Source organism: Desulfurobacterium thermolithotrophum DSM 11699, assembly GCF_000191045.1.
GTDB lineage: Bacteria > Aquificota > Aquificia > Desulfurobacteriales > Desulfurobacteriaceae > Desulfurobacterium > Desulfurobacterium thermolithotrophum.
Genome location: NC_015185.1, coordinates 722,570 through 741,724, shown reverse-complemented (window position 1 = coordinate 741,724; position 19,155 = coordinate 722,570). Strand labels below are relative to the sequence as shown.

Sequence of the window (19,155 nt, the reverse complement as noted above, 5' to 3'; positions counted from 1 at the left end):
CCTGATCCTTGGAGGAATAGTGAAGAAGTTTCTTATTGCCATTCCTGCGAGAATAAAATCTAATAGACTTCCTGAAAAACCTTTAAGGCTTCTTTGTGGTAAGCCATTAATTGCTTGGGTTGTAGAGTCATGTCTTAAGATTACAGAAAACGTTCTTGTTGCAACAGATGATTTAAGAGTAAAGAAAATAGCTGAAAAATTTGGAGCTAAAGCTGTAATGACATCTCCTTCTCATCCAAGTGGTACAGATAGAATTTTTGAAGCTGTTAAAGATCTTGAGTTTGAGTACATAGTAAATGTCCAGGGAGATGAACCCTTTGTGAAAGCAGACCATGTTTTACCCATCGTGGGAGCTCTCCAGAAAGGAGAAGAATACGCAACTATCGCGGTAAGATTTAACAATGAAGAAGAGATACTAAATCCAAACAATGTTAAAGTTGTAGTTGATAAACATAACCATGCAATCTATTTTTCAAGGAATGTAATTCCTTATCCTCGCGATGGTAGAATTCAAATAGGTAACTACTTGAAACATATAGGAATTTATGGCTATACAAAAAATTCTTTACAAAAGTTTGTCTCATGGAATGAGGGTTTTTTGGAAAGAATAGAGAAATTAGAACAGCTTAGAATTATAGAAAACGGAAAAAAGATTTATGTATCTGTAGTTTCAGAAGGGTCTTTTGGAATAGATACAGAAGAAGATTTGAAAAAAGCTGCTGAAAAATTGGAAAGAGGAGAGGTCTAATGGCTTCAAAGCTAATTTTTGTTACAGGAGGAGTTCTCTCTTCTATAGGAAAAGGAATTACTGCTTCTTCTATCGGAACTCTTTTAGAAAGTAGAGGATTTAAAGTAACTATTCAAAAGCTTGATCCTTACTTAAACGTTGATGCAGGAACTATGAATCCTTATCAGCATGGAGAAGTTTACGTTACAGATGACGGTGCTGAGACTGACCTTGATCTTGGTCATTATGAAAGGTTTACAAAAGCAACCATGAAGAGAATCAACAATATTACTTCAGGCCAAATCTATCAGGAGATAATCCAAAAAGAGAGAAGAGGAGAATTTTTAGGAGGAACAGTTCAAGTAATACCTCACGTGACAAATCTAATAAAAGAAAAAATTAAACAATTAATGTCTACAGATGTAGATGTTGTTATTGTTGAGGTCGGAGGAACTGTCGGAGATATAGAAGGGTTACCTTTTCTTGAAGCAATAAGACAACTTGGAGCGGAAGTTGGAAAAAGTAATGCAATATACATTCATGTTACTTATGTTCCTTACGTTAAAGCTGCAGGAGAGCTAAAAACTAAACCAACTCAGCATTCTGTTAAAGAGCTCAGAGCTATAGGTATTCAACCAGACATAATTGTGTGCAGAGCAGAGCGTTCTATTCCCCAAAGTGTAAAAAGGAAAATTGCTCTATTTGCAAATCTAAAAGAGCATGAAGTTATAACTGCTAAAGATTTGTCAACTATTTACGAAGTACCTCTTGTTCTTCAGAAAGAAAGAATTGACGAATTGATAATAGAAAAACTACAGCTTTCTGCTTCTCAAAAGTCAAACTTGGATGACTGGAAAAATATCGTTCAGAAAATGAAAAAACCTTCTAAAGGTACAGTGAAAATAGCAGTTGTTGGAAAGTACATAGAGCTCCCTGATGCTTACAAAAGCATAATAGAATCGTTTGTTCATGCTGGTGCTGCAAATGATGTAAAAGTAGAAATAAAATGGGTAAACGCAGAAGAATTAGACGAAAAAGAACCCGAAGAATTTCTATCAGATGTTTCAGGAGTTTTAGTGCCTGGTGGATTTGGGGAAAGAGGCGTTGAAGGAAAGATAAAGGCCATTAAGTTTGCAAGAGAAAATAAAATTCCATTTTTTGGAATATGTCTTGGAATGCAATGTGCAGTTATAGAATTTGCAAGAAATGTTGCTGGTCTTAAAGATGCTCACAGTTCAGAATTTAGTTCAACTACTCCTTATCCTGTTATAGATCTTATGGAAGAACAAAAGAAAGTAAAAGAAAAAGGCGGAACAATGCGTCTTGGAGCCTATCCTTGTGTTTTGAAGGAGGGAACTTTAAGCTATGAAGCCTATAAAGAAAATGAAATTTCTGAAAGACATAGACATAGATACGAATTTAATAACAAATTTAGAGAAGTTCTTGAGAAAGCCGGTCTTGTAATTGCCGGAACATCTCCTGATGGAAGATTAGTAGAAATTGTAGAAATAAACGATCATCCTTGGTTTGTTGCAGTTCAATTTCATCCAGAATTTAAATCAAGGCCAAGAAATCCTCATCCTCTCTTTAAAAGCTTTGTAAAAGCAGCAAAAGAATTAGAGGAACAATTTGGAAGTTAAAAAACTTCCTGCACACGTTTTAACAACTATCGGGATAGGTTCTGTCTATCCCGTTTATTTTCCTGAAAATCTTGAAGAACTTAAGTCAATCTTAAAAAGTGAAAAAGTTTACATAATTGGTGGTGGTTCAAATACGGTTCTTCCAGAAAAAATAGAAAGCAAAATCGTAAGTCTTAGAAAGTTTAAAAAAATCAAAATAAAAAGAAACTCAATAATTTTAGGAGCAGGAGTTTCTCTTTCTGAAGTCCTAAAACTACAAATAAAAGAAAATTTTTCTCTTTTTGAAATCTTTGCAGGAATCCCAAGAGCAACCGTTGGTGGACTTGTAGCTCAGAATGCAGGAGCATTTGGAAGAGAAATAAAGGACTTTTTAGAAAAGGTTGTTTACTTGGATTTAGATTCTTATGAAGTTGCTACTTTAAAAAATTTTTCAAGCTTTTCCTATAGAAAGTCTCCCTTTCCAAAGAAGGGAGTTGTTTTAGAAACAGAATTCAAAATAGAAAAAGATAATCACGTGAAAGAAAAAATAAAAAAGTTTGTATTTTTCCGACTTTCTAAACAACCTCCTTTTTATCTACAAACTGCAGGTTCGACCTTTAAAAATCCTTTGGGAGATTCTGCAGGAAAACTCTTAGACCTTGTAGGAATGAAAGGGTTTAAAGTTGGAGGAGTAAAGTTTTCTGAAATTCACGCAAACTTTTGTATAAATGAAAAAGGAAGTTTTGAAGAATTTAAGAAGCTTATTTCCATTGCAAAAGAAAGAGTTAAAGAAAAATTCAACGTTGAACTTGAATTAGAAGTAAAAATTCCTCGTTAGTCTTCTTCTTTTTTAAACTGAATCATCGGTAAGTTAGCTTCTGCTGCTAATTCCTTAGCCAGCTGATCAGGATATCCTTCCTTGTAGATAACTTTCACTACACCTGCATTTATGAGCATTTTTGTACAAAGAGAACAAGGACAGTGAGTACAGTAGAGAATACTTCCTTTTGTAAAAACTCCATGAAGTGCTGCTTGAATTATGGCATTTTGCTCTGCGTGAAGCCCCCTGCAAAGTTCGTGTCTTTCTCCACTAGGAATGTTTAACTTTTCTCTAAGACATCCAACTTCTTCAGGATGTTTTAATCCAGATGGAGGACCATTATAGCCGGTTGCTATTATTCTTTTGTCTTTTACAAGAACAGCACCAACTTTTCTTCTAATACACGTAGAACGAGTAGAAACCATTTCGGCTATAGACATAAAATATTCATCCCAAGAAGGTCTTGGCATGTCTAATATCAACCCCTATGGATAATCATTAAATAAAATTATATCAATTAAGATAGTGGAAAAATAAAATCAGTAGATATTATGAAGCTGAAAGTTAAATTTATAGAATATTAGTTTTTTGAAAATTGTATCAGTGTATTCTTTTCAAAGGGTATCATAGTTTATCTGTTAAGATAGATTGAAATTCTTGTTTCGTTTTCATGAGTAAGAAAAAAGCTAAGTTCCAAGTTTTTAGGGTACTCCTTGCTTTTGACTACATCTTATTTAATCTTTAATATATATCTTTCTTAAGTCTTTATAAGAAAGATAAAATAAGAAGCTTGACGCTTAGAATTGGATTATTCAAATTTAGGTATCCATAATTTAATCAGGAGGCAGGGAAAAAATGGCTTTTAGTAAAGAAAATCGAGCTCACACGCTAAATGGTATACTGTTTGTTGCTCTATTCGCTATTGCAGCTACGTACATTTCTCAATGTCCTTTCTTTTCACATCTTGGTATAAGTCCTTTAATTATAGGAATTGTACTTGGAATGTTTTACGCTAATACTTTGAGAAATAAGCTTCCAGAAGCATGGACTCCAGGCATTATTTTTTCAACAAAAACACTCTTAAGAGCAGCAATTGTTTTCTATGGATTTAGAATAACTTTTCAAAGTATAGCAGCAGTAGGAATTCCTGGAATAGTTGCAAGTGTTTCCATTGTTTTCTCTACGTTTTTCATAGGCTATCTACTGGGAACTAAAATCTTTAAACTTGATAGAGATACTTCTATCTTAACAAGTGCTGGAAGTTCTATTTGCGGAGCTGCAGCTGTGTTAGCAACTGAACCTGTGGTAAAAGCTGAAGCGCATAAGAGTGCAATAGCAGTTTCTACAGTTGTTCTTTTTGGAACAATAGCTATGTTTCTTTATCCTTTCCTTTATAAAGCAGGATATGTACATTTTGATCCTGAAACTATGGGAGTATACATTGGTGCAACTGTTCATGAAGTTGCACACGTTGTAGCTGCTGGAAATGCAATAGGACCAGAGGTAGCAAAAGATGCAATTATTGTAAAAATGATTAGAGTAATGCTAATAGCTCCTTTCTTAATAATCCTTAGCTTATTATTACCAAAACTTGGGAAAGCATTAGCAAGTAATGAAAAAACAAAGATAACAATTCCTTGGTTTGCAATAGGATTTATTGCAGTTGCAGGATTTAATTCTCTACATCTTTTACCAGAAAAAGTAGTTTCTTATATCAATGCTCTTGATACTTTTGCTCTTACTATGGCAATGACAGCACTCGGAATGGAAACAAGTATGGATAAATTCAAGGGAGTAGGGTTAAAACCTATATATCTTGCTTTTGTTTTGTTCTTATGGTTAATTTTTGGTGGTTATTTCATTACAAAGTTTGCTATGAGCCTTGGGGCGTAGTTTTTGCTACGCCTCAACTTTCTTTTCTTTCCAAGCTTTTGTATCCTTTAATCTAAAACTTATTTAACTCTTGAATAAGACCTATAAAAACTTCATCTCTATTTTTTAATTAAAAAAGTAAAACCAAAAAGAACGGTTCCTTTCTATTATACTTATTGTGTATTTATAAGCAAACTATAGAAGAAATTTAAATTTACTGCAAAAACCCTATATAACAGAAGATTTATTCTGTAATAAAAATAAAAAAAATAATTATAAGAAAAAATCATAAAAATTTATGTTGACAACCCTAATTTTAGAGAAGTATACTATTAATCAAAAATCAGAACAGGAGGTAGCTATGAGAGGGCTAATGAAATTAGCCACCATAGCAGCTGCAGGTATTTTATCACTTGGTATTTATACTACCGATGCAGCTGCTAAGTACGACTACACAAACTACTCAGCATCTGGTCTCTCCAAAGAGTCATCCCAGTGTCTTGACTGTCACCGCAAGGCTACACCATTTGTAGTAAACGACTGGAAGAGATCAAAGCACTTTTACAACGGAGTAGGATGTTACGAATGTCACAAGACAGACGAATCTAACCCAGCAGCATATGACCACTACGGATTCACAATTTCAACACTAGTAACACCAAAGCAGTGTGGAGTATGTCACCCAAAAGTTGCAAAAGAATACATGGACTCAATTCACGCACACTCTGGATTAATTTCCCAGAAAGCAGAAGCTAAGTCTGGTGGAAACTTTGCAGTAATCGTAATGCAAATGATGGGATGGGACAAGAACACAGTAATACCGCACCAAACAACAAACGGAGAATCTACATGGGACGATATAATAAACGACCCATGCTGGCCATACGCTGGAGTACCAAACAACCTCAAGACACCAAGACCAAAAGCATCAGCAGTAATTAAGATCTTTGCGAACTGGGGATGTTACTCCTGTCACGGAACAAAGATAGAGATAGCGAAAAAGACGAAAGACAAGGTAGTATTTGACCTACGTACATGGCCAATGATAGGGGCAGGAACTATCAACCCAGACGGAACAATAGGAAACTGTGCAGCATGTCACCCATTCCACAGCTTCAGACTCAAGATAGTAAGAGCAGGAATAGGAGCATGTGGAAGATGTCACGAATCTGAAGACCATCCAAACTACGAAATGTTTGGAAAATCAATGCATGGAGCAATGTTCTTATCTCAGTTTGATGAATGGAACATGGATGCCCCAGCAATAAAGGCTGGTCAAGACTACTTTGCGCCGACATGTGGAACATGTCACATGGGAGCAGTATATCAAGGAGATAAAATGATATATGCTCCAACCCACAACCCAGCTTCAATCTGTAAGTGGAAGCTTGGAATGTGGAAGTTAGTATTTGTAAGGAAAGCGGGAAGACCACACCCAGGACTACCAAGCGTTAAGTATCCGACAGATGGAATCAAGAACAGAGAAAGAGCATTTGCGATGTGTACCCAGTGTCACACCAAGCAGTGGGTAGCAAACTGCTTCATAGGTGGAGACCTCACAATGGGAGTACTTGACTACTTCAGAAGAGTAGCGTTCCAGGTTGAGAGAGACCTTGAGAAGGCGGGACTTAACACACCACTTGACAGGAAGATAGTAAGAGACATTGGAGCGATGGCAGTTAGACCAACAGAGATAGCGATGTTCCACTATGCACCAGGATACATTTGGTGGGAAGGAATTTACAGAGTAGCATTTGAGCTTGTAGAGTGGCTTGAAAGCAGTGTAGAGCCAAGACTTGGAGCAGATTACGTAAGCAAGTACGTATCCTGGATTAAGAAGCACGTGAAGAAGGTAGAGAAGTACAAGAAGAAGCATCACATTCACTAATAATTAGGAAATAATCTTTAAAGGGAGGAGAGTCTTTTGATTCTCCTCCCTTTATTTTTTTATTTTGTTATTTTATACTGATTAAAATTTGCTCATGTGCTATGATTTTGCTATATTTAATTTTAAATTCTGTTGGAGGTATGACTTGATGAATGCTCTTAAAAAATTTTTGTCAATGTTTATACTATTCTTTTTTGTTGGTTTGCATAATACCTATGCAACAAATTCTTCATCAGACTGTGTAGCATATACCAAAGTTGATAATATTTGTATAACGATTCCTGAATTTAAATCTTACTATAAACATTACAAAGCTGAAATTATTAAAGAAAAAGGAAAAGGTAATTGGTTTTTTACCCTTGCAGATAAAATTGCAGCCACTAAAGAGTTAATGGTTCAAAAACTACTCCTTCATGAAGCAGAAAAAAATAAGATTGAAACCACTGAATATTTCAAAAAATACCAGGAAGAAATTAAAGAAGGGATTAAGGAAATAGATAACTATATATCTAAGCTTAAAAATGAAAAAAAGTTAAGTAATAAAAAGTTAGAAGAACTAGCTAAAAAGCTTAAAGCAAGACTTATAAATGGCTATAAAGTAAAAGCTTATTTGGAGATGACTTTAAAGGATGCCATTAAAGTAACTAGAGACGATATTGACAACTTCATGATGGCTCATAAAGGAAAATATGGTTTTGAGCCAGATCCTAAAAATCCAAAGCTACAAGTAATAAGGAAAAAAGAACTTGTTGAAGCTATAAGAGAAGAAAAAAGACAATTAGCTGCTAATCAGCTTGCCCATTATTTACTTGATACCTACAAAGTAACAATTAATAAGGATCTACTAAAAAAGATTAAAGATTAAAATTTAATAAAGAACTTTATATAGAAGAGGTGAACGTGGTTCACCTCTTTTTTTATTTTTGCTAAAACTTTTTTGTGGAGAGGTATAATGGGATTTAACTGCGGAATTGTTGGTCTTCCTAATGTTGGAAAATCGACACTTTTTAACGCTTTAACAAACACTTCAAAGGCAGAAGCTGCTAACTATCCTTTCTGTACCATCGAACCGAACGTCGGAATTGTAGAGGTTCTAGACAAAAGACTTTATAAAATAGCAGAAATTGTAAAGCCTGAAAAGATAACTCCTACGACTATAGAATTTGTTGATATTGCAGGTCTTGTTAAAGGTGCAAGTAAAGGAGAAGGATTAGGAAATCAATTTCTTGCAAACATTAGAAATGTTGACGCAATAGCACATGTTGTAAGATGTTTTAGCGATGAAAATGTTGTGCATGTAGATGGAAGTGTAAATCCTCTAAGGGATATAGAAACGATAAATTTGGAGCTCGTCTTTAAAGATATTGAAAGCATTGAAAAGAGACTTCAAAAAGTTTTTAAACAAGCAAAGTCTGGAGACAAAAAAGCAAGGTTAGAAGTTGAAGTTCTTGAAACATTAAAGGAGATCTTAGAAAGAGGAGAAAGAATCTATCCTTATCTTGAAAAGCTTGATGAAGGAAAAAGAGTTGTAAAAGAGCTTTCTCTTCTTACAGCGAAACCTGTAATGTATATTGCAAACGTTGATGAAGAAGGACTTTTTGAAGACAATGAATATGTAAAACAGGTAAAAGAGTTAGCGGAAAAAGAAGAAGCTCCCGTTGTAAAGATCTGTGCTAAGGTAGAAGCAGAATTAGCAGAGCTTGAAAAAGAAGAAAAAGAAGAGTTTTTGAAGGAATTAGGAATGGAAGAGCCAGGATTGAATGCTGTTATTCGAGAAGGATATAAGCTTTTAGACCTAATTACTTTCTTTACTGCTGGAGAACAGGAAGTTAGAGCATGGACTATAAAAAGAGGAACAAAAGCTCCACAAGCTGCAGGAAAAATTCACTCAGATATAGAAAGAGGATTTATACGAGCAGAAGTAACAAAGTATGAAGACCTTATAAGAGAAGGTTCTATGCAGGCATGTAAGGAAAAAGGTCTTATGAAATTAGAAGGGAAAGATTATGAAGTCCAAGACGGAGATATAATCTATTTTAGGTTCAACGTTTAATGAAATTGAAGGGATTTGTCTTAAGATCAAAGCAGTTAGGAAGTAATCTTAAACATATAACGGCATTCACAGATAAGCTTGGAAAAGTTGATTTTATTGTAAAGTTGAAGAGAGGGGATTTTCCCCTCAAATTTGACCTTTTTTCCCTTTCATCTTTTCAACTCAATCAAAAAGGAGAAGGCTACGAGCTCAAAGAAGCTGATCTAATAAAGTCGTACTTTCCAGAAAGTATGGAAAAATTTTTTTATCTAAGTAAAATTTCTAAACTCTTAGTTCCTTATCATTTAGTAGAAAGTAAAAAACTTTTTAAGCTAATTGAAGCTTACTTTTCTGTTGAAAAATCTTATAGTGTTGCTTACACGATGTTTCTTTTAAAGTTTGCTTTCATTGAAGGAATATTTCCTGTTCTTACAAGATGTGTTAATTGTAGTTCTAAGAAAGTAATTTCCTTTTCTATTGAAAAAGGAGGAGTCGTTTGTCAAAGTTGTTTAAATTCTAAGAGCTTTTCGTGGAATTTTGAACTTTCAAAATTAGCTTTAAATTTGGCAAAAAATTCTTTTGAAAAAATGAAAGATATTAAAATTTCTTATGTAAAGCTTGAAAAAATAAATAAGGTATTTGAAGCTCATATAAGGTATAGGTTGTCTTAAATATTTTGGGTTATTGCAATGGAAAGAAGTTTTGGAATATTTGAAACTGTAAGAGTCGAAAATGGTAAAGCAATCTTTGTAAACTATCACTTTAGGCGATTAAAAAAGAGCTCTAAATTACTTAAAATTCCTCTTTCGCTATCTTTAGAAGAATTCAAAAAAAGGATAGAAGAAAGTGCAGATTATGAAGTTTCTCTTGTGAGGTTAACTCTTTACAAAAATGGAAATTATAATATTTACTCTCGTCCTTGCCAGAAAAAAACCTCTGTTACACTCATTCCAGTTAATAGCATAAAACGCTATTACTCTCCTATTTCTCTTCACAAAACAATAGACATTATGGATTCCATTTATGCAATAGAAGAAGCAAGAAAATTGGGTGGAGATGAAGCCTTACTCTTTGATATTAATGGTTTTATCTCCGAAACAGCTTTTGCAAATATTTTCTTTGTAAAAGACGGTGTCTTCTTTACTCCTTCGCTTAAAACAGGCTGTTTACCCGGGACAAGAAGAGAATTTATACTTAATCTTTTAAAAGAAATGGATATTCCTATTTTTGAAGGTTTCTATAGTCTTGAAGATCTAATTTCTGCTGATGAAGTATTTATAACAAGTGCTCGATATGATGTCGCTCAAGTAAAAAGAGTAGGAAAAGTGGAATTAAAAACCCCAGCGGGTAAAAGCTGGGGAAAGAGAATTTTAGATATAATTCAAAGTTTTATATAGATTTACCATTTTCTTCCCCAACCAAATCCAAACCTTCCTCTTCCTTCGCCTCTTCTCCAGCCTCCAAACCAGCCCCAGCCTCTACCTCTTCCTCTTCCAGCTCCTCTTCCGTAACCTTTTCCACACCATCCTGCAGGAGTATCAGCTCTTACAATGTTTTCACTTCCGCATTTTGGACATTTAACCATCCAGCGAGGCTTTCCAAAAGGTTCTTCAAACTCGTGTCCACAGTCAAAACATTTAAACTTTCTCTTCGGTATTACTTCCATAGTTAGTACCTCCTAACAAATGTTTGATTTAAAATTAAAACATAAATGCGGAAAAATCAAGCTAGGTTATTCTATTAGCAAGTGTTTAAAATCTTCAAAAAAGCGAGGATATGAAGTTTTTATACAATCAACATCATCTATTTCTATAACTTCTTCAGATATTAACGAAGCAATGGTGAATGTCATGGCTATTCGGTGATCGCCGTAGGATTGAACCATGCCTCCCCTTAAAGAAGTCTTTCCTCTTATTATCATCCCATCTGGGAGCTCTTCTACTTCTGCTCCGATTGCTCTTAAATTCTCAACAGTTGATTTTATGCGGTCGCTTTCTTTAACCCTTAACTCTTGAGCATCTTTGATGATAGTTTCGCCTTCTGCCTGTGTAGCAAGAAGAGCTATTATTGGTATCTCATCTATTAATCTTGGTATTTCTTCTCCTTTTATTTCTGTCGCTTTCAGATTTGGAGAGTAAGAAACAGAAATATCTCCAACCTCTTCTCCAGATACACTTTTAATATTTTCAACTTTTACATTTGCTTTCATCCTTTTCATTACATCTAATATGCCAGTTCGTGTTGGATTTAAAATAACATCTTTTAATACTATTTCTGAACCTGGAGTAATTGCTGCACCTACTAAAAAGAAAGCAGCTGATGATATGTCTGCAGGAACGTCTATTTCAATATCTTTTTCAAGATTTCTGTTTTTACCAAGACAAACAGTTAAACCTTTAATCTCTACATCTACTCCAAATGCTCTTAGCATTCTTTCTGTATGGTCTCTGCTCTTTGCAGGTTCAGTAACAGAAACAGGTTCATCGCTAAAGAGCCCAGCAAGAAGCACTGCTGATTTAACTTGTGCTGAGGCTTTTGGACTTTTATAGTCAATTCCTTTTAACTTTCTTTTTCCGAGGATTGTTAAAGGAGGATACTTCCCTCCTTCTCTTCCAAAAATCTCTGCTCCCATCATTTTTAACGGAATAGCTATTCTATCCATAGGACGACGACGTAAGTACTGATCCCCTGTAAGGACAGAATAAAAAGGTTGTCCTGAAAGAATTCCTGATATAAGTCTTATGGATGTTCCAGAATTTCCAAGATCTATTATGTTAAATGGCTCTTTTAAAGAATGTTTCCCTTTTCCCTTTATAATAATTACATCTTTTCTATCTTCTATTTCTACACCAAGTTCTAAAAAAGCTTTTAAAGTATTAAGACAATCCTCAGAGCGCAAAAAGTTTCTTACAACAACAGTACCTTTATTTAAAGAACCTAACATTATCGAACGGTGAGAAATTGATTTATCAGAAGGAACTCTTATGCTACCCTTTAGTGTCCCTTTAAATTCTGCTCTAAACACCTTTACCTCTCCTTAGCTTTTTTCACATTACAAAGGCAGTTTGATTTAAAGAAGATACATAATCTCTAATTCCTTTTGCAATCCCTCTTGCAATTTCTTCTTGGTACCAGTTTTGCACAAGTCTTTTTCTATCAAGAGGATTTGTTAAAAAACCTGTTTCTACTAAAACAGCAGGTCTACCCGGCGTTTTTAGAACAACTATATTCCTTTTCATATCTCTTATGCCGTTAACAAGGTCATCATTAACATGAGCTTTTAAATTGTTTACTATTTTTTCTGCTAACTTGGAGCTCTCTACAAAAGTAATAGTTGTTGACATATTAAGTAAGAGTGGACTAATGCTCCAACACATGATGTCATTGCATATTCTGACCTTTTTTGCTACTTCTTTTGCAGTTATCTGTGCCTTTGCAAAAAGTGCAGGAGAAGCTTTAAAGACTGTAACACCATTCCAGTTTGGATAGTGTGGCATTGAATCTGCATGAATACTTACAAAAGCATCGGCACAGGATTTTGCGGCAATTTCTGCTCTTTTTAAGAGAGGAACGTAAACATCTTTTGTTCTTGTCATTATGACTTTAATATCTGAATAACGCTTTAATATCCTTCTTACTCTTAAAGCTATTGATAAAGTAATATCCTTTTCTCTTATTCTTGGATATTTAGAACGAATCGGCCAAACAGCCCCCGGATCTTTTCCTCCATGACCGGGATCTATAACGACAATTCTTTTCTTATTTGTTTTTAATCTACAGTTTGTAACTATAAAGTCAGGGAAAACATCTACTACTATTCGGAACGGTTTTCCTCTATAAGGCTTGAGTGCAAAAATTTTGTACTTATGGGGTTCTTTCATTACAAGTTTGACTTTGACTACATGCTTGTTAATTGGAATTACTTTTACTTCTGAGACAAGAGGACTTTTTAAACTTTTTACTATTTTGTTTGCTCTTACATTCTTTAACTTTATCCAAAGAGTTTTTCCCTTTAGAAAAGGTTCAATGTTTCTCTTGATAACTTTTCCTGTGCAATCTAAAACAATCCTTGTTCTTTCCTCATTAGAAGAATACCTAATACGCTTTATAAGCGAAATACTTGATGCATCGGCTTCTTCTAAAAAAGGAAAAAAGCAAAAGCCTCCGATAAACCCTTTTAAAATCTCTCTTCTATTCATCATGGTTATCAATTCTAACATAACTGTTTGTATAATTTTCATCCAAAAAATCTAAATTTATGGAGATAAATATGAAAGTAGAGGAAATGCTAAATATCGCAAGAAAAGCAATAAAAAACTCTTATTGTCCTTATTCTAACTTTCACGTTTCAGCTGTTTTAATTGGTAAAAAAGAATTCTATACAGGAGTAAATATTGAAAACGTTTCTTATGGATTAACTATGTGTGCTGAAAGAACCGCTATATTTAAAGCTGTTTCTAAAGGAGAAAAAAAATTTTTTTAGTATGCTAATTTACTCTCCAGACGGAATGCCTTATCCTTGTGGTGCTTGTAGACAGGTCATGGCTGAGTTTTGTTCTGAAGATTTTGAAATCATAGTAACTAATGGCAAAAAATTTGAAGTCTTTACCTTAGAAAAACTCTTACCTATCAGGTTTAAGTTATAATTTTAATGATTATCTAAAAGATATAAAGATTTTAGGAGAGGTAAATGGTAGTCTTGTTAGTCGAAGATGATGAAGATCTTGGAGAACTTTTAAAGTATAACCTTGAAAAAAATCAATTTAAAGTTGACTGGACTCTTGATGGAAAAGAAGCTTTAGAGAAAATAAAAACAAACAGTTATGATTTAATCATTCTTGATCTTATGCTCCCAGGAGCAAGTGGGCTTGATATCTGTAAGGAAATAAGAGAAAACTCCATTAATAAAGATGTTCCTGTAATTGTTTTAACGGCTCTTTCAGATGAAGATACGAAAGTAAAAGGTTTTTCCATAGGAGCTGATGATTATGTAACAAAACCTTTCAGTATGAAAGAACTCCTTGCTAGAATAGAAGCTGTCTTAAGAAGAGCTGGTTACGTTCGTAAAGCCATATTAGAGTTTGACGGAATAGTTTATGACAAAAGATCCAAAAGTGTTACAGTAGATGGAAATTCTATCTATCTAACAAAAACAGAGTTCCAGCTTCTTGAGTTTTTCCTTGAACATCCAGAACAGCTCTTTTCAAGGGAAGAACTCCTTGAAAAAATCTGGGGACACGACCATAACGAAACAACAAGGACAGTTGATGTTTATATAAGTAGATTAAGAAAGAAACTTGGAGATAAAGGAAAATATCTAAAGACTTTACCAAGACTGGGGTATAAGTTGACTAAGGAGTGATGTAGAATTATCAAACATGAACACTTATCAAGGAAACCAAAAACTAACTTTTTAAAAGAGGTGATTCATGAAAATTGTAGACCTTAGAACAGAAAGCTGGGAAAAGAATTCAGAGCTCCTAAGAATCAAAAACAGGGGGCAAGGACTTGAAAGCAAATATGCCCAGAGTGTTTTAGAGATAATTGAAAACGTGAAAAAGTTTGGAGATAGTGCGGTCTTTTCTTATGCAAAGAAGTTTGACAAAATTGAACTCACTCCAGAAAACGTTAGGGTTACTGAAGAAGAAATTGAAGAAGCGTTTAAAAAGGTTGAACCTGAAGTTCTTGAAGCTATAAAAGTTGCTGTTACAAGAGTTAGAAAATTCCATGAACACCAAAAAGAAAACTCTTACTTTGTAACTGAACCTGGAATGCTTCTTGGACAAAAGGTTACCCCCCTTGAAAGTGCTGGAATTTACGTTCCCGGTGGAAAGGCTTCTTACCCATCCTCTGTAATAATGAATGCAGTTCCTGCAAAGGTTGCAGGAGTTAAAAAAGTTGTAATGATTACTCCAGCCATTGGTTCCTTTGAAGTTAATCCTTATTCACTTGTGGCTGCAAAGCTTTCTGGAGTTGATGAGATCTACAGGGTCGGTGGAGCTCATGGAGTTGCTGCAATAGCTTTTGGTACTGAGTCTATACCAAAGGTTGATAAAATCGTTGGTCCTGGAAATATCTACGTTGCTTTAGCAAAGAAGTTTCTTTTTGGAACGGTTGATATAGATATGGTTGCAGGTCCAAGTGAAATTCTTGTAATTGCAGACGAATCCGCAAATCCAGATTGGGTTGCTGTTGACCTTTTATCTCAAGCCGAGCACGATGAACTAGCCGGTTCTTTCCTTGTTACTCACGGTGAAGAAGTTGCTAAAGCAGTTATTGATGCTCTTGAGGATAGACTTAAAAAACTAAAACGCCGTGAGATAGCTGAAAAATCTATAGAGAATTTTGGAACAGCTTTTATTACAAGAGATATCTATCATTCCTGCGAAGTAGCAAATATAGTAGCACCTGAGCACCTTGAGGTTGCGACAAAAGAACCTTTTGCTCTTCTTGATCACATAAAAAACGCTGGTGCTATCTTCCTCGGGCATTATACCTGTGAATCTTTGGGAGACTATATATTAGGACCCAACCATGTTCTACCAACAGGTGGAAGTGCAAAGTTCTTTTCTCCTCTAGGAGTTTACGATTTCATTAAACGTTCCTCAATCCTTTACGTTAGTAAAGAAGGATTTAAGCAAATTTCAGAACATGCAAGAAACCTTGCTGAGTGTGAAGGATTAGAAGCCCACAGACTTGCAGTTGAGGTAAGAGAAGCAATCAAAATACCTATAAAAACAGAAGAAAAGGTTTGAGAACGACAAAAGAGGTAAAACATGAAACATCTCATCTCAGCAGAGGACATCTCAAAGGAGCAATTTCAGGAGATATACGAACTTTCTCAGCAGGTAAAGAAAGCTTTAAGAGAAGATAGAAAGAAGTTTTCTGTCTTAAAAGGTAAGTGTATTGTAAATCTTTTTTTTGAACCTTCTACTAGAACGAGAACTTCGTTTGAAAAGGCCGGAAAGTTTCTTTCTGCAGATGTCATTAACATAAGCACTTCCACAAGTAGTGTTAAAAAAGGTGAAAGCTTAATAGACACACTAAAGAACCTTGACATGATGCATCCGGATGTTGTTGTTTTAAGGCATCCTTGTGAGGGAGCTCCATATACTGTAAAAAATTATATTAACGCTTCGATAGTAAATGCCGGAGATGGTTGTCATCAACATCCTACTCAAGCTCTTCTTGATGCAGTTACTTTGACTGAACACTTACAAACTCTTGAAGGAAAAAAAATTACCATAATGGGAGATATATCTCACAGCAGAGTTGCCAGATCTGATGCAATACTTTTTAGAAAATTAGGAGCTGAAGTTTTTGTCTATGGACCATCTCCCATGATGCCAAGATTTCCAGAAGCTATTGGTGTAAAGAAACTTTCTTCATTTGAGGAAGTTGCACAAATTTCAGATGTTGTAATTCTCCTCAGAATCCAACTTGAAAGACAATCTGCAAGGAAAGTATTTCCTTCTTTGAGAGAATATGCAGAACTCTTTGGAATGAATAAAAAAAGGCTTGAAATGTTAAAACCAGATACGGTTATCCTTCATCCAGGACCTTTTAATAGAGGAGTAGAATTAAATAATGATGTTGTTACTTCGACTCGTAGTCTTATATTTCAACAGGTTGAAACAGGACTTGCTGTTAGAATGGTTGTTCTTTCTCTTCTTTGTGGAAAAACTGAAAAACTAAAGGAGGAAATTGATGGGTAAGTTCTTAGTTTCAGGAGCTCTTTTACTTTCTGGACTTTTTATTTTTGGTTGTTTTGAAGGAGGAGTTTTAAATAAAGATTTAGTTTTCAAGAATAAAAATGGAGATGTTGTATTTAGTCATGTTTATCATGTGAAAGCTGCAAAGCAGCACTGCTCTTACTGTCATCCGAAGATTTTTCACAAAAAATTTGGAAAAGATAAATTTTCAATGCACGACATTTGGCAAGGAAAGTACTGTGGCGTCTGTCACAACGGTTCAAAAGCCTTTGATGCTAAAAATCCAAAGAACTGCTTAAGATGCCACAAACAAAAACAAAAAGGAGAGAACAAATAATGACATCTCTTCTTATAAAAGGCGGAAGGGTTATTGATCCATCTCAAGGAATAGATGGTCAATATGATGTTTTAATCGAAAATGGAAGAGTTGTAAAAGTAGAAGAGAATATATCTACAGTTGAATCCTCAAAAGTGTTAGACGTTAGAGATCTTATTGTTTCTCCTGGTTTTATAGACCTTCATTCTCACTTAAGAGATCCAGGTCAGGAATGGAAAGAAGACATAGAAAGTGGTTCTCATGCTGCTATTGCTGGAGGTATAACGTCTGTATGTTGTATGGCAAATACCGATCCTGTAAATGATAATCCTACCGTTACAAGGTATATCATTGAAAAAGCTACAAAAGTAGGACTTTGCGACGTCTTTCCTGTTGGAGCAATAACAAAAGGATTAAAAGGTGAAGAGTTAGCTGAAATCGGCCTTATGGTAAAGGCAGGTGCTGTTGCAATTTCTGATGATGGAGAAACACCAAAAGATGCAAAGCTTTTAAGAAATGCAATGGATTATGCGAAAAGCCTTGGAATTCCCGTTTTTTGCCACAGTGAAGAAAAAAGTCTTTCTGCTAGTGGACATATGAATGAAGGATATCTATCAAGTTATCTTGGAATTCCGGGAATACCAGCTGAAGCTGAAGATATTGGAACTATGAGGGATATTTTAATTGCGAAATTAACAGGAGCTCACGTTCATATTTGTCACGTATCAAGTAAAGGAGCTCTAAAAATAATAAAAACAGCAAAAGAGGAAGGAATAAAAGTTACTTGTGAAATTACACCTCATCACTTTACTTTAACAGAAGAAGCTGTTAAAAATTTTGACACAAATGCAAAAATGGCTCCACCTTTAAGAACTGAAGAAGACGTAAAAATGTGTAAAGAAGCTCTAAAAACCGGAATTGCTGATGTTATAGCAACAGATCATGCTCCTCATACAATAGATGAAAAGTTAGTAGAATTTTGCCAGGCTCCTTTTGGAATAATAGGCTTTCAAACAATGTTACCTTTATCTTTAAATCTTGTTAGGGAAGGTTATCTTTCTCTAAAAAAACTCATAGAAAAGCTATCAACAGTTCCTGCAAGAATAATAAACAAAAATGATATTGGAACGCTTAAAAAAGGAGCTCGAGCAAACATTACGATTTTTGACCCAGAAGAAGAATATACTTTTACAAAAGAGTTAGTTAAATCAAAAAGCTGTAACTCTCCATTTTTAAACAAAAAACTAAAAGGAAAGGTGAAATTTACAATTTATAATGGTAAAATAGTTTATAAAGAATTTTAAGGGAGCTTTCATGCATCAACCAAGTTTTTTTGATCTCTTTTGGCTTTTAATTATTTTCTTTTCTCTATGGCCTATCTTTCAACAGAAAAACCTTGAATGGGCAAGGCTTCGCCTCATCAGAGAAATAGAAAAAAAGAGAAAATCAAGAGTAATAACAATGATTCACCGTCAAGAAAGATTAGCTTTTATGGGCTTTCCTATTATGAGATTCATTACCATAGAAGATTCTGAAAGAATTCTAAGAGCAATAAGAATGACTCCCGATGATATGCCTATAGATTTAATTGTTCATACTCCTGGAGGTCTTGCTTTAGCAGCAACTCAGATAGCTTCAGCTCTTGTTAAACATAAAAGTCCAGTTAGAGTGATAGTTCCTCATTATGCAATGTCTGGAGGAACTTTAATAGCTCTTGCTGCAGATGAAATAGTAATGGATCCAAATGCCGTCCTTGGTCCTCTTGATCCTCAGCTTGGGCAGTTTCCAGCACCTTCAATATTAAAAGCATTTGAGATGAAAAAGAAAGAGATGAAAGATGAAATGCTAATTCTTGCAGATGTTGCAGAAAAATCCTTAGTTCAAATGAAAAACACAATAATTAAGATACTTACAGCCAAAGGACATAGTCAAGAAAAAGCAGAAAACATAGCAGATCTTCTAACTTCTGGTTACTGGACTCACGACTATCCTTTAACTGCAGAAGTTATTAAAGAAATGGGATTAAATGTCTCTACAGATGTTCCTCAAGAAGTTTACGATTTAATGGAGTTCTATTACCAACCTTCAGGACAACCTTCAGTTCAATATATTCCTGTTCCCTACGGAGAACCAAAAAAAGGAAGTGTACCGCTTAGGAAACCCCATTAG

21 protein-coding genes are annotated in these 19,155 nt (G+C 34.7%); 17 read left to right on the top strand and 4 right to left on the bottom strand.

Translation table 11 applies throughout. The features are described from left to right. Nucleotides 1–19: 19 nt before the first annotated feature. Genes kdsB through murB form a run of 3 tightly spaced genes read left to right on the top strand, consistent with a single transcriptional unit; the run spans nucleotide 20 to nucleotide 3,184 of the window. On the top strand, nucleotides 20–748 hold the full coding sequence (kdsB, locus tag DESTER_RS03725; protein WP_013638324.1) for a 3-deoxy-manno-octulosonate cytidylyltransferase: 729 nt from the start codon (nucleotides 20–22) through the stop codon (nucleotides 746–748). Further along, nucleotides 748–2,367, top strand: a complete 1,620-nt coding sequence (pyrG, locus tag DESTER_RS03720; protein WP_013638323.1) for a CTP synthase — start codon at nucleotides 748–750, stop codon at nucleotides 2,365–2,367. The genes kdsB and pyrG overlap by 1 nt, the downstream gene beginning before the upstream one ends. After that, nucleotides 2,357–3,184: a UDP-N-acetylmuramate dehydrogenase gene (murB, locus tag DESTER_RS03715; RefSeq protein ID WP_013638322.1), complete on the top strand. Its 828-nt coding sequence runs from the start codon at nucleotides 2,357–2,359 to the stop codon at nucleotides 3,182–3,184. The genes pyrG and murB overlap by 11 nt, the downstream gene beginning before the upstream one ends. Here the strand turns inward: murB and DESTER_RS03710 are convergent. Further along, nucleotides 3,181–3,636 (bottom strand): deoxycytidylate deaminase, encoded by a 456-nt coding sequence (locus DESTER_RS03710; protein ID WP_013638321.1) that lies wholly within the window; start codon nucleotides 3,634–3,636, stop codon nucleotides 3,181–3,183. The two genes, murB and DESTER_RS03710, sit on opposite strands and share 4 nt — an antisense overlap. A gap of 385 nt (nucleotides 3,637–4,021) precedes the next feature. On the opposite strand from DESTER_RS03710, the gene DESTER_RS03705 reads away from it, so the two are divergent. The 6 genes from DESTER_RS03705 to DESTER_RS03680 all read left to right on the top strand — a co-directional run bounded on the left by DESTER_RS03705 (nucleotide 4,022) and on the right by DESTER_RS03680 (nucleotide 10,355). Beyond that, nucleotides 4,022–5,059 carry a YeiH family protein gene (locus DESTER_RS03705; protein ID WP_013638320.1) on the top strand — a complete coding sequence of 346 codons (1,038 nt, stop codon included), beginning with the start codon at nucleotides 4,022–4,024 and terminating at the stop codon, nucleotides 5,057–5,059. A 340-nt stretch (nucleotides 5,060–5,399) separates the two neighbouring features. Further along, a complete protein-coding gene (locus DESTER_RS03700) occupies nucleotides 5,400–6,926 on the top strand; it encodes a multiheme c-type cytochrome (protein ID WP_013638112.1) in 1,527 nt (508 codons plus the stop codon). 148 nt (nucleotides 6,927–7,074) lie between these two features. Next, nucleotides 7,075–7,791, top strand: a complete 717-nt coding sequence (locus tag DESTER_RS03695; RefSeq protein WP_013638319.1) for a SurA N-terminal domain-containing protein — start codon at nucleotides 7,075–7,077, stop codon at nucleotides 7,789–7,791. Between the two features lie 87 nt (nucleotides 7,792–7,878). Continuing rightward, nucleotides 7,879–8,979 carry a redox-regulated ATPase YchF gene (ychF, locus tag DESTER_RS03690; protein WP_013638318.1) on the top strand — a complete coding sequence of 367 codons (1,101 nt, stop codon included), beginning with the start codon at nucleotides 7,879–7,881 and terminating at the stop codon, nucleotides 8,977–8,979. Further along, the gene (gene recO / locus DESTER_RS03685) at nucleotides 8,979–9,629 is read left to right on the top strand and encodes a DNA repair protein RecO (protein ID WP_013638317.1); all 651 of its coding nucleotides are present in this window, start codon (nucleotides 8,979–8,981) and stop codon (nucleotides 9,627–9,629) included. The genes ychF and recO overlap by 1 nt, the downstream gene beginning before the upstream one ends. A gap of 18 nt (nucleotides 9,630–9,647) precedes the next feature. Beyond that, nucleotides 9,648–10,355, top strand: coding sequence for an aminotransferase class IV (locus DESTER_RS03680; RefSeq protein ID WP_013638316.1), 708 nt, complete (start codon nucleotides 9,648–9,650; stop codon nucleotides 10,353–10,355). A 2-nt stretch (nucleotides 10,356–10,357) separates the two neighbouring features. Here the strand turns inward: DESTER_RS03680 and DESTER_RS03675 are convergent, their stop codons facing one another. The 3 genes from DESTER_RS03675 to DESTER_RS03665 all read right to left on the bottom strand — a co-directional run bounded on the left by DESTER_RS03675 (nucleotide 10,358) and on the right by DESTER_RS03665 (nucleotide 13,199). After that, complete coding sequence (locus DESTER_RS03675; RefSeq protein WP_013638315.1) at nucleotides 10,358–10,624, bottom strand: hypothetical protein; 267 nt, start codon at nucleotides 10,622–10,624, stop codon at nucleotides 10,358–10,360. Nucleotides 10,625–10,690: 66 nt separating this feature from the next. Next, a complete protein-coding gene (gene aroA, locus DESTER_RS03670; RefSeq protein WP_013638314.1) occupies nucleotides 10,691–11,983 on the bottom strand; it encodes a 3-phosphoshikimate 1-carboxyvinyltransferase in 1,293 nt (430 codons plus the stop codon). 22 nt (nucleotides 11,984–12,005) lie between these two features. Then, nucleotides 12,006–13,199, bottom strand: a complete 1,194-nt coding sequence (locus DESTER_RS03665; RefSeq protein ID WP_013638313.1) for an N-acetylmuramoyl-L-alanine amidase family protein — start codon at nucleotides 13,197–13,199, stop codon at nucleotides 12,006–12,008. A 29-nt stretch (nucleotides 13,200–13,228) separates the two neighbouring features. On the opposite strand from DESTER_RS03665, the gene DESTER_RS08390 reads away from it, so the two are divergent. The 8 genes from DESTER_RS08390 to DESTER_RS03630 all read left to right on the top strand — a co-directional run bounded on the left by DESTER_RS08390 (nucleotide 13,229) and on the right by DESTER_RS03630 (nucleotide 19,155). Beyond that, on the top strand, nucleotides 13,229–13,441 hold the full coding sequence (locus tag DESTER_RS08390) for a cytidine deaminase (RefSeq protein WP_244829562.1): 213 nt from the start codon (nucleotides 13,229–13,231) through the stop codon (nucleotides 13,439–13,441). Between the two features lies 1 nt (nucleotide 13,442). Continuing rightward, the gene (locus DESTER_RS08385) at nucleotides 13,443–13,604 is read left to right on the top strand and encodes a hypothetical protein (protein ID WP_244829560.1); all 162 of its coding nucleotides are present in this window, start codon (nucleotides 13,443–13,445) and stop codon (nucleotides 13,602–13,604) included. A 44-nt stretch (nucleotides 13,605–13,648) separates the two neighbouring features. Further along, a complete protein-coding gene (locus DESTER_RS03655; RefSeq protein ID WP_013638312.1) occupies nucleotides 13,649–14,320 on the top strand; it encodes a response regulator transcription factor in 672 nt (223 codons plus the stop codon). Nucleotides 14,321–14,387: 67 nt separating this feature from the next. Next, nucleotides 14,388–15,713 carry a histidinol dehydrogenase gene (gene hisD / locus DESTER_RS03650; RefSeq protein WP_013638311.1) on the top strand — a complete coding sequence of 442 codons (1,326 nt, stop codon included), beginning with the start codon at nucleotides 14,388–14,390 and terminating at the stop codon, nucleotides 15,711–15,713. A gap of 21 nt (nucleotides 15,714–15,734) precedes the next feature. After that, nucleotides 15,735–16,673: an aspartate carbamoyltransferase catalytic subunit gene (locus DESTER_RS03645; protein ID WP_013638310.1), complete on the top strand. Its 939-nt coding sequence runs from the start codon at nucleotides 15,735–15,737 to the stop codon at nucleotides 16,671–16,673. Continuing rightward, nucleotides 16,666–17,007: a c(7)-type cytochrome triheme domain-containing protein gene (locus tag DESTER_RS03640; RefSeq protein ID WP_013638309.1), complete on the top strand. Its 342-nt coding sequence runs from the start codon at nucleotides 16,666–16,668 to the stop codon at nucleotides 17,005–17,007. Before DESTER_RS03645 ends, DESTER_RS03640 begins: the two co-directional genes overlap by 8 nt. Continuing rightward, entirely contained in the window at nucleotides 17,007–18,290 is a 1,284-nt protein-coding gene (locus tag DESTER_RS03635; RefSeq protein ID WP_013638308.1) for a dihydroorotase, read from the top strand. Before DESTER_RS03640 ends, DESTER_RS03635 begins: the two co-directional genes overlap by 1 nt. A gap of 10 nt (nucleotides 18,291–18,300) precedes the next feature. Then, complete coding sequence (locus DESTER_RS03630) at nucleotides 18,301–19,155, top strand: SDH family Clp fold serine proteinase (RefSeq protein ID WP_013638307.1); 855 nt, start codon at nucleotides 18,301–18,303, stop codon at nucleotides 19,153–19,155.

Excerpts from the sequence above, each read along its gene's own strand:
- DESTER_RS03700 (WP_013638112.1), top strand. The coding sequence starts at position 5,400 with ATGAGAGGGCTAATGAAATTAGCCACCATAGCAGCTGCAGGTATTTTA.
- pyrG (WP_013638323.1), top strand. The coding sequence starts at position 748 with ATGGCTTCAAAGCTAATTTTTGTTACAGGAGGAGTTCTCTCTTCTATA.
- DESTER_RS03640 (WP_013638309.1), top strand. The coding sequence starts at position 16,666 with ATGGGTAAGTTCTTAGTTTCAGGAGCTCTTTTACTTTCTGGACTTTTT.
- DESTER_RS03695 (WP_013638319.1), top strand. The coding sequence starts at position 7,075 with ATGAATGCTCTTAAAAAATTTTTGTCAATGTTTATACTATTCTTTTTT.
- DESTER_RS03630 (WP_013638307.1), top strand. The coding sequence starts at position 18,301 with ATGCATCAACCAAGTTTTTTTGATCTCTTTTGGCTTTTAATTATTTTC.
- recO (WP_013638317.1), top strand. The coding sequence starts at position 8,979 with ATGAAATTGAAGGGATTTGTCTTAAGATCAAAGCAGTTAGGAAGTAAT.
- DESTER_RS03655 (WP_013638312.1), top strand. The coding sequence starts at position 13,649 with ATGGTAGTCTTGTTAGTCGAAGATGATGAAGATCTTGGAGAACTTTTA.
- DESTER_RS03705 (WP_013638320.1), top strand. The coding sequence starts at position 4,022 with ATGGCTTTTAGTAAAGAAAATCGAGCTCACACGCTAAATGGTATACTG.
- DESTER_RS03675 (WP_013638315.1), bottom strand. The coding sequence starts at position 10,624 with ATGGAAGTAATACCGAAGAGAAAGTTTAAATGTTTTGACTGTGGACAC.
- DESTER_RS08390 (WP_244829562.1), top strand. The coding sequence starts at position 13,229 with ATGAAAGTAGAGGAAATGCTAAATATCGCAAGAAAAGCAATAAAAAAC.
- DESTER_RS03710 (WP_013638321.1), bottom strand. The coding sequence starts at position 3,636 with ATGCCAAGACCTTCTTGGGATGAATATTTTATGTCTATAGCCGAAATG.
- DESTER_RS03680 (WP_013638316.1), top strand. The coding sequence starts at position 9,648 with ATGGAAAGAAGTTTTGGAATATTTGAAACTGTAAGAGTCGAAAATGGT.
- ychF (WP_013638318.1), top strand. The coding sequence starts at position 7,879 with ATGGGATTTAACTGCGGAATTGTTGGTCTTCCTAATGTTGGAAAATCG.
- DESTER_RS03645 (WP_013638310.1), top strand. The coding sequence starts at position 15,735 with ATGAAACATCTCATCTCAGCAGAGGACATCTCAAAGGAGCAATTTCAG.
- DESTER_RS03635 (WP_013638308.1), top strand. The coding sequence starts at position 17,007 with ATGACATCTCTTCTTATAAAAGGCGGAAGGGTTATTGATCCATCTCAA.
- DESTER_RS08385 (WP_244829560.1), top strand. The coding sequence starts at position 13,443 with ATGCTAATTTACTCTCCAGACGGAATGCCTTATCCTTGTGGTGCTTGT.
- DESTER_RS03665 (WP_013638313.1), bottom strand. The coding sequence starts at position 13,199 with ATGAAAATTATACAAACAGTTATGTTAGAATTGATAACCATGATGAAT.
- hisD (WP_013638311.1), top strand. The coding sequence starts at position 14,388 with ATGAAAATTGTAGACCTTAGAACAGAAAGCTGGGAAAAGAATTCAGAG.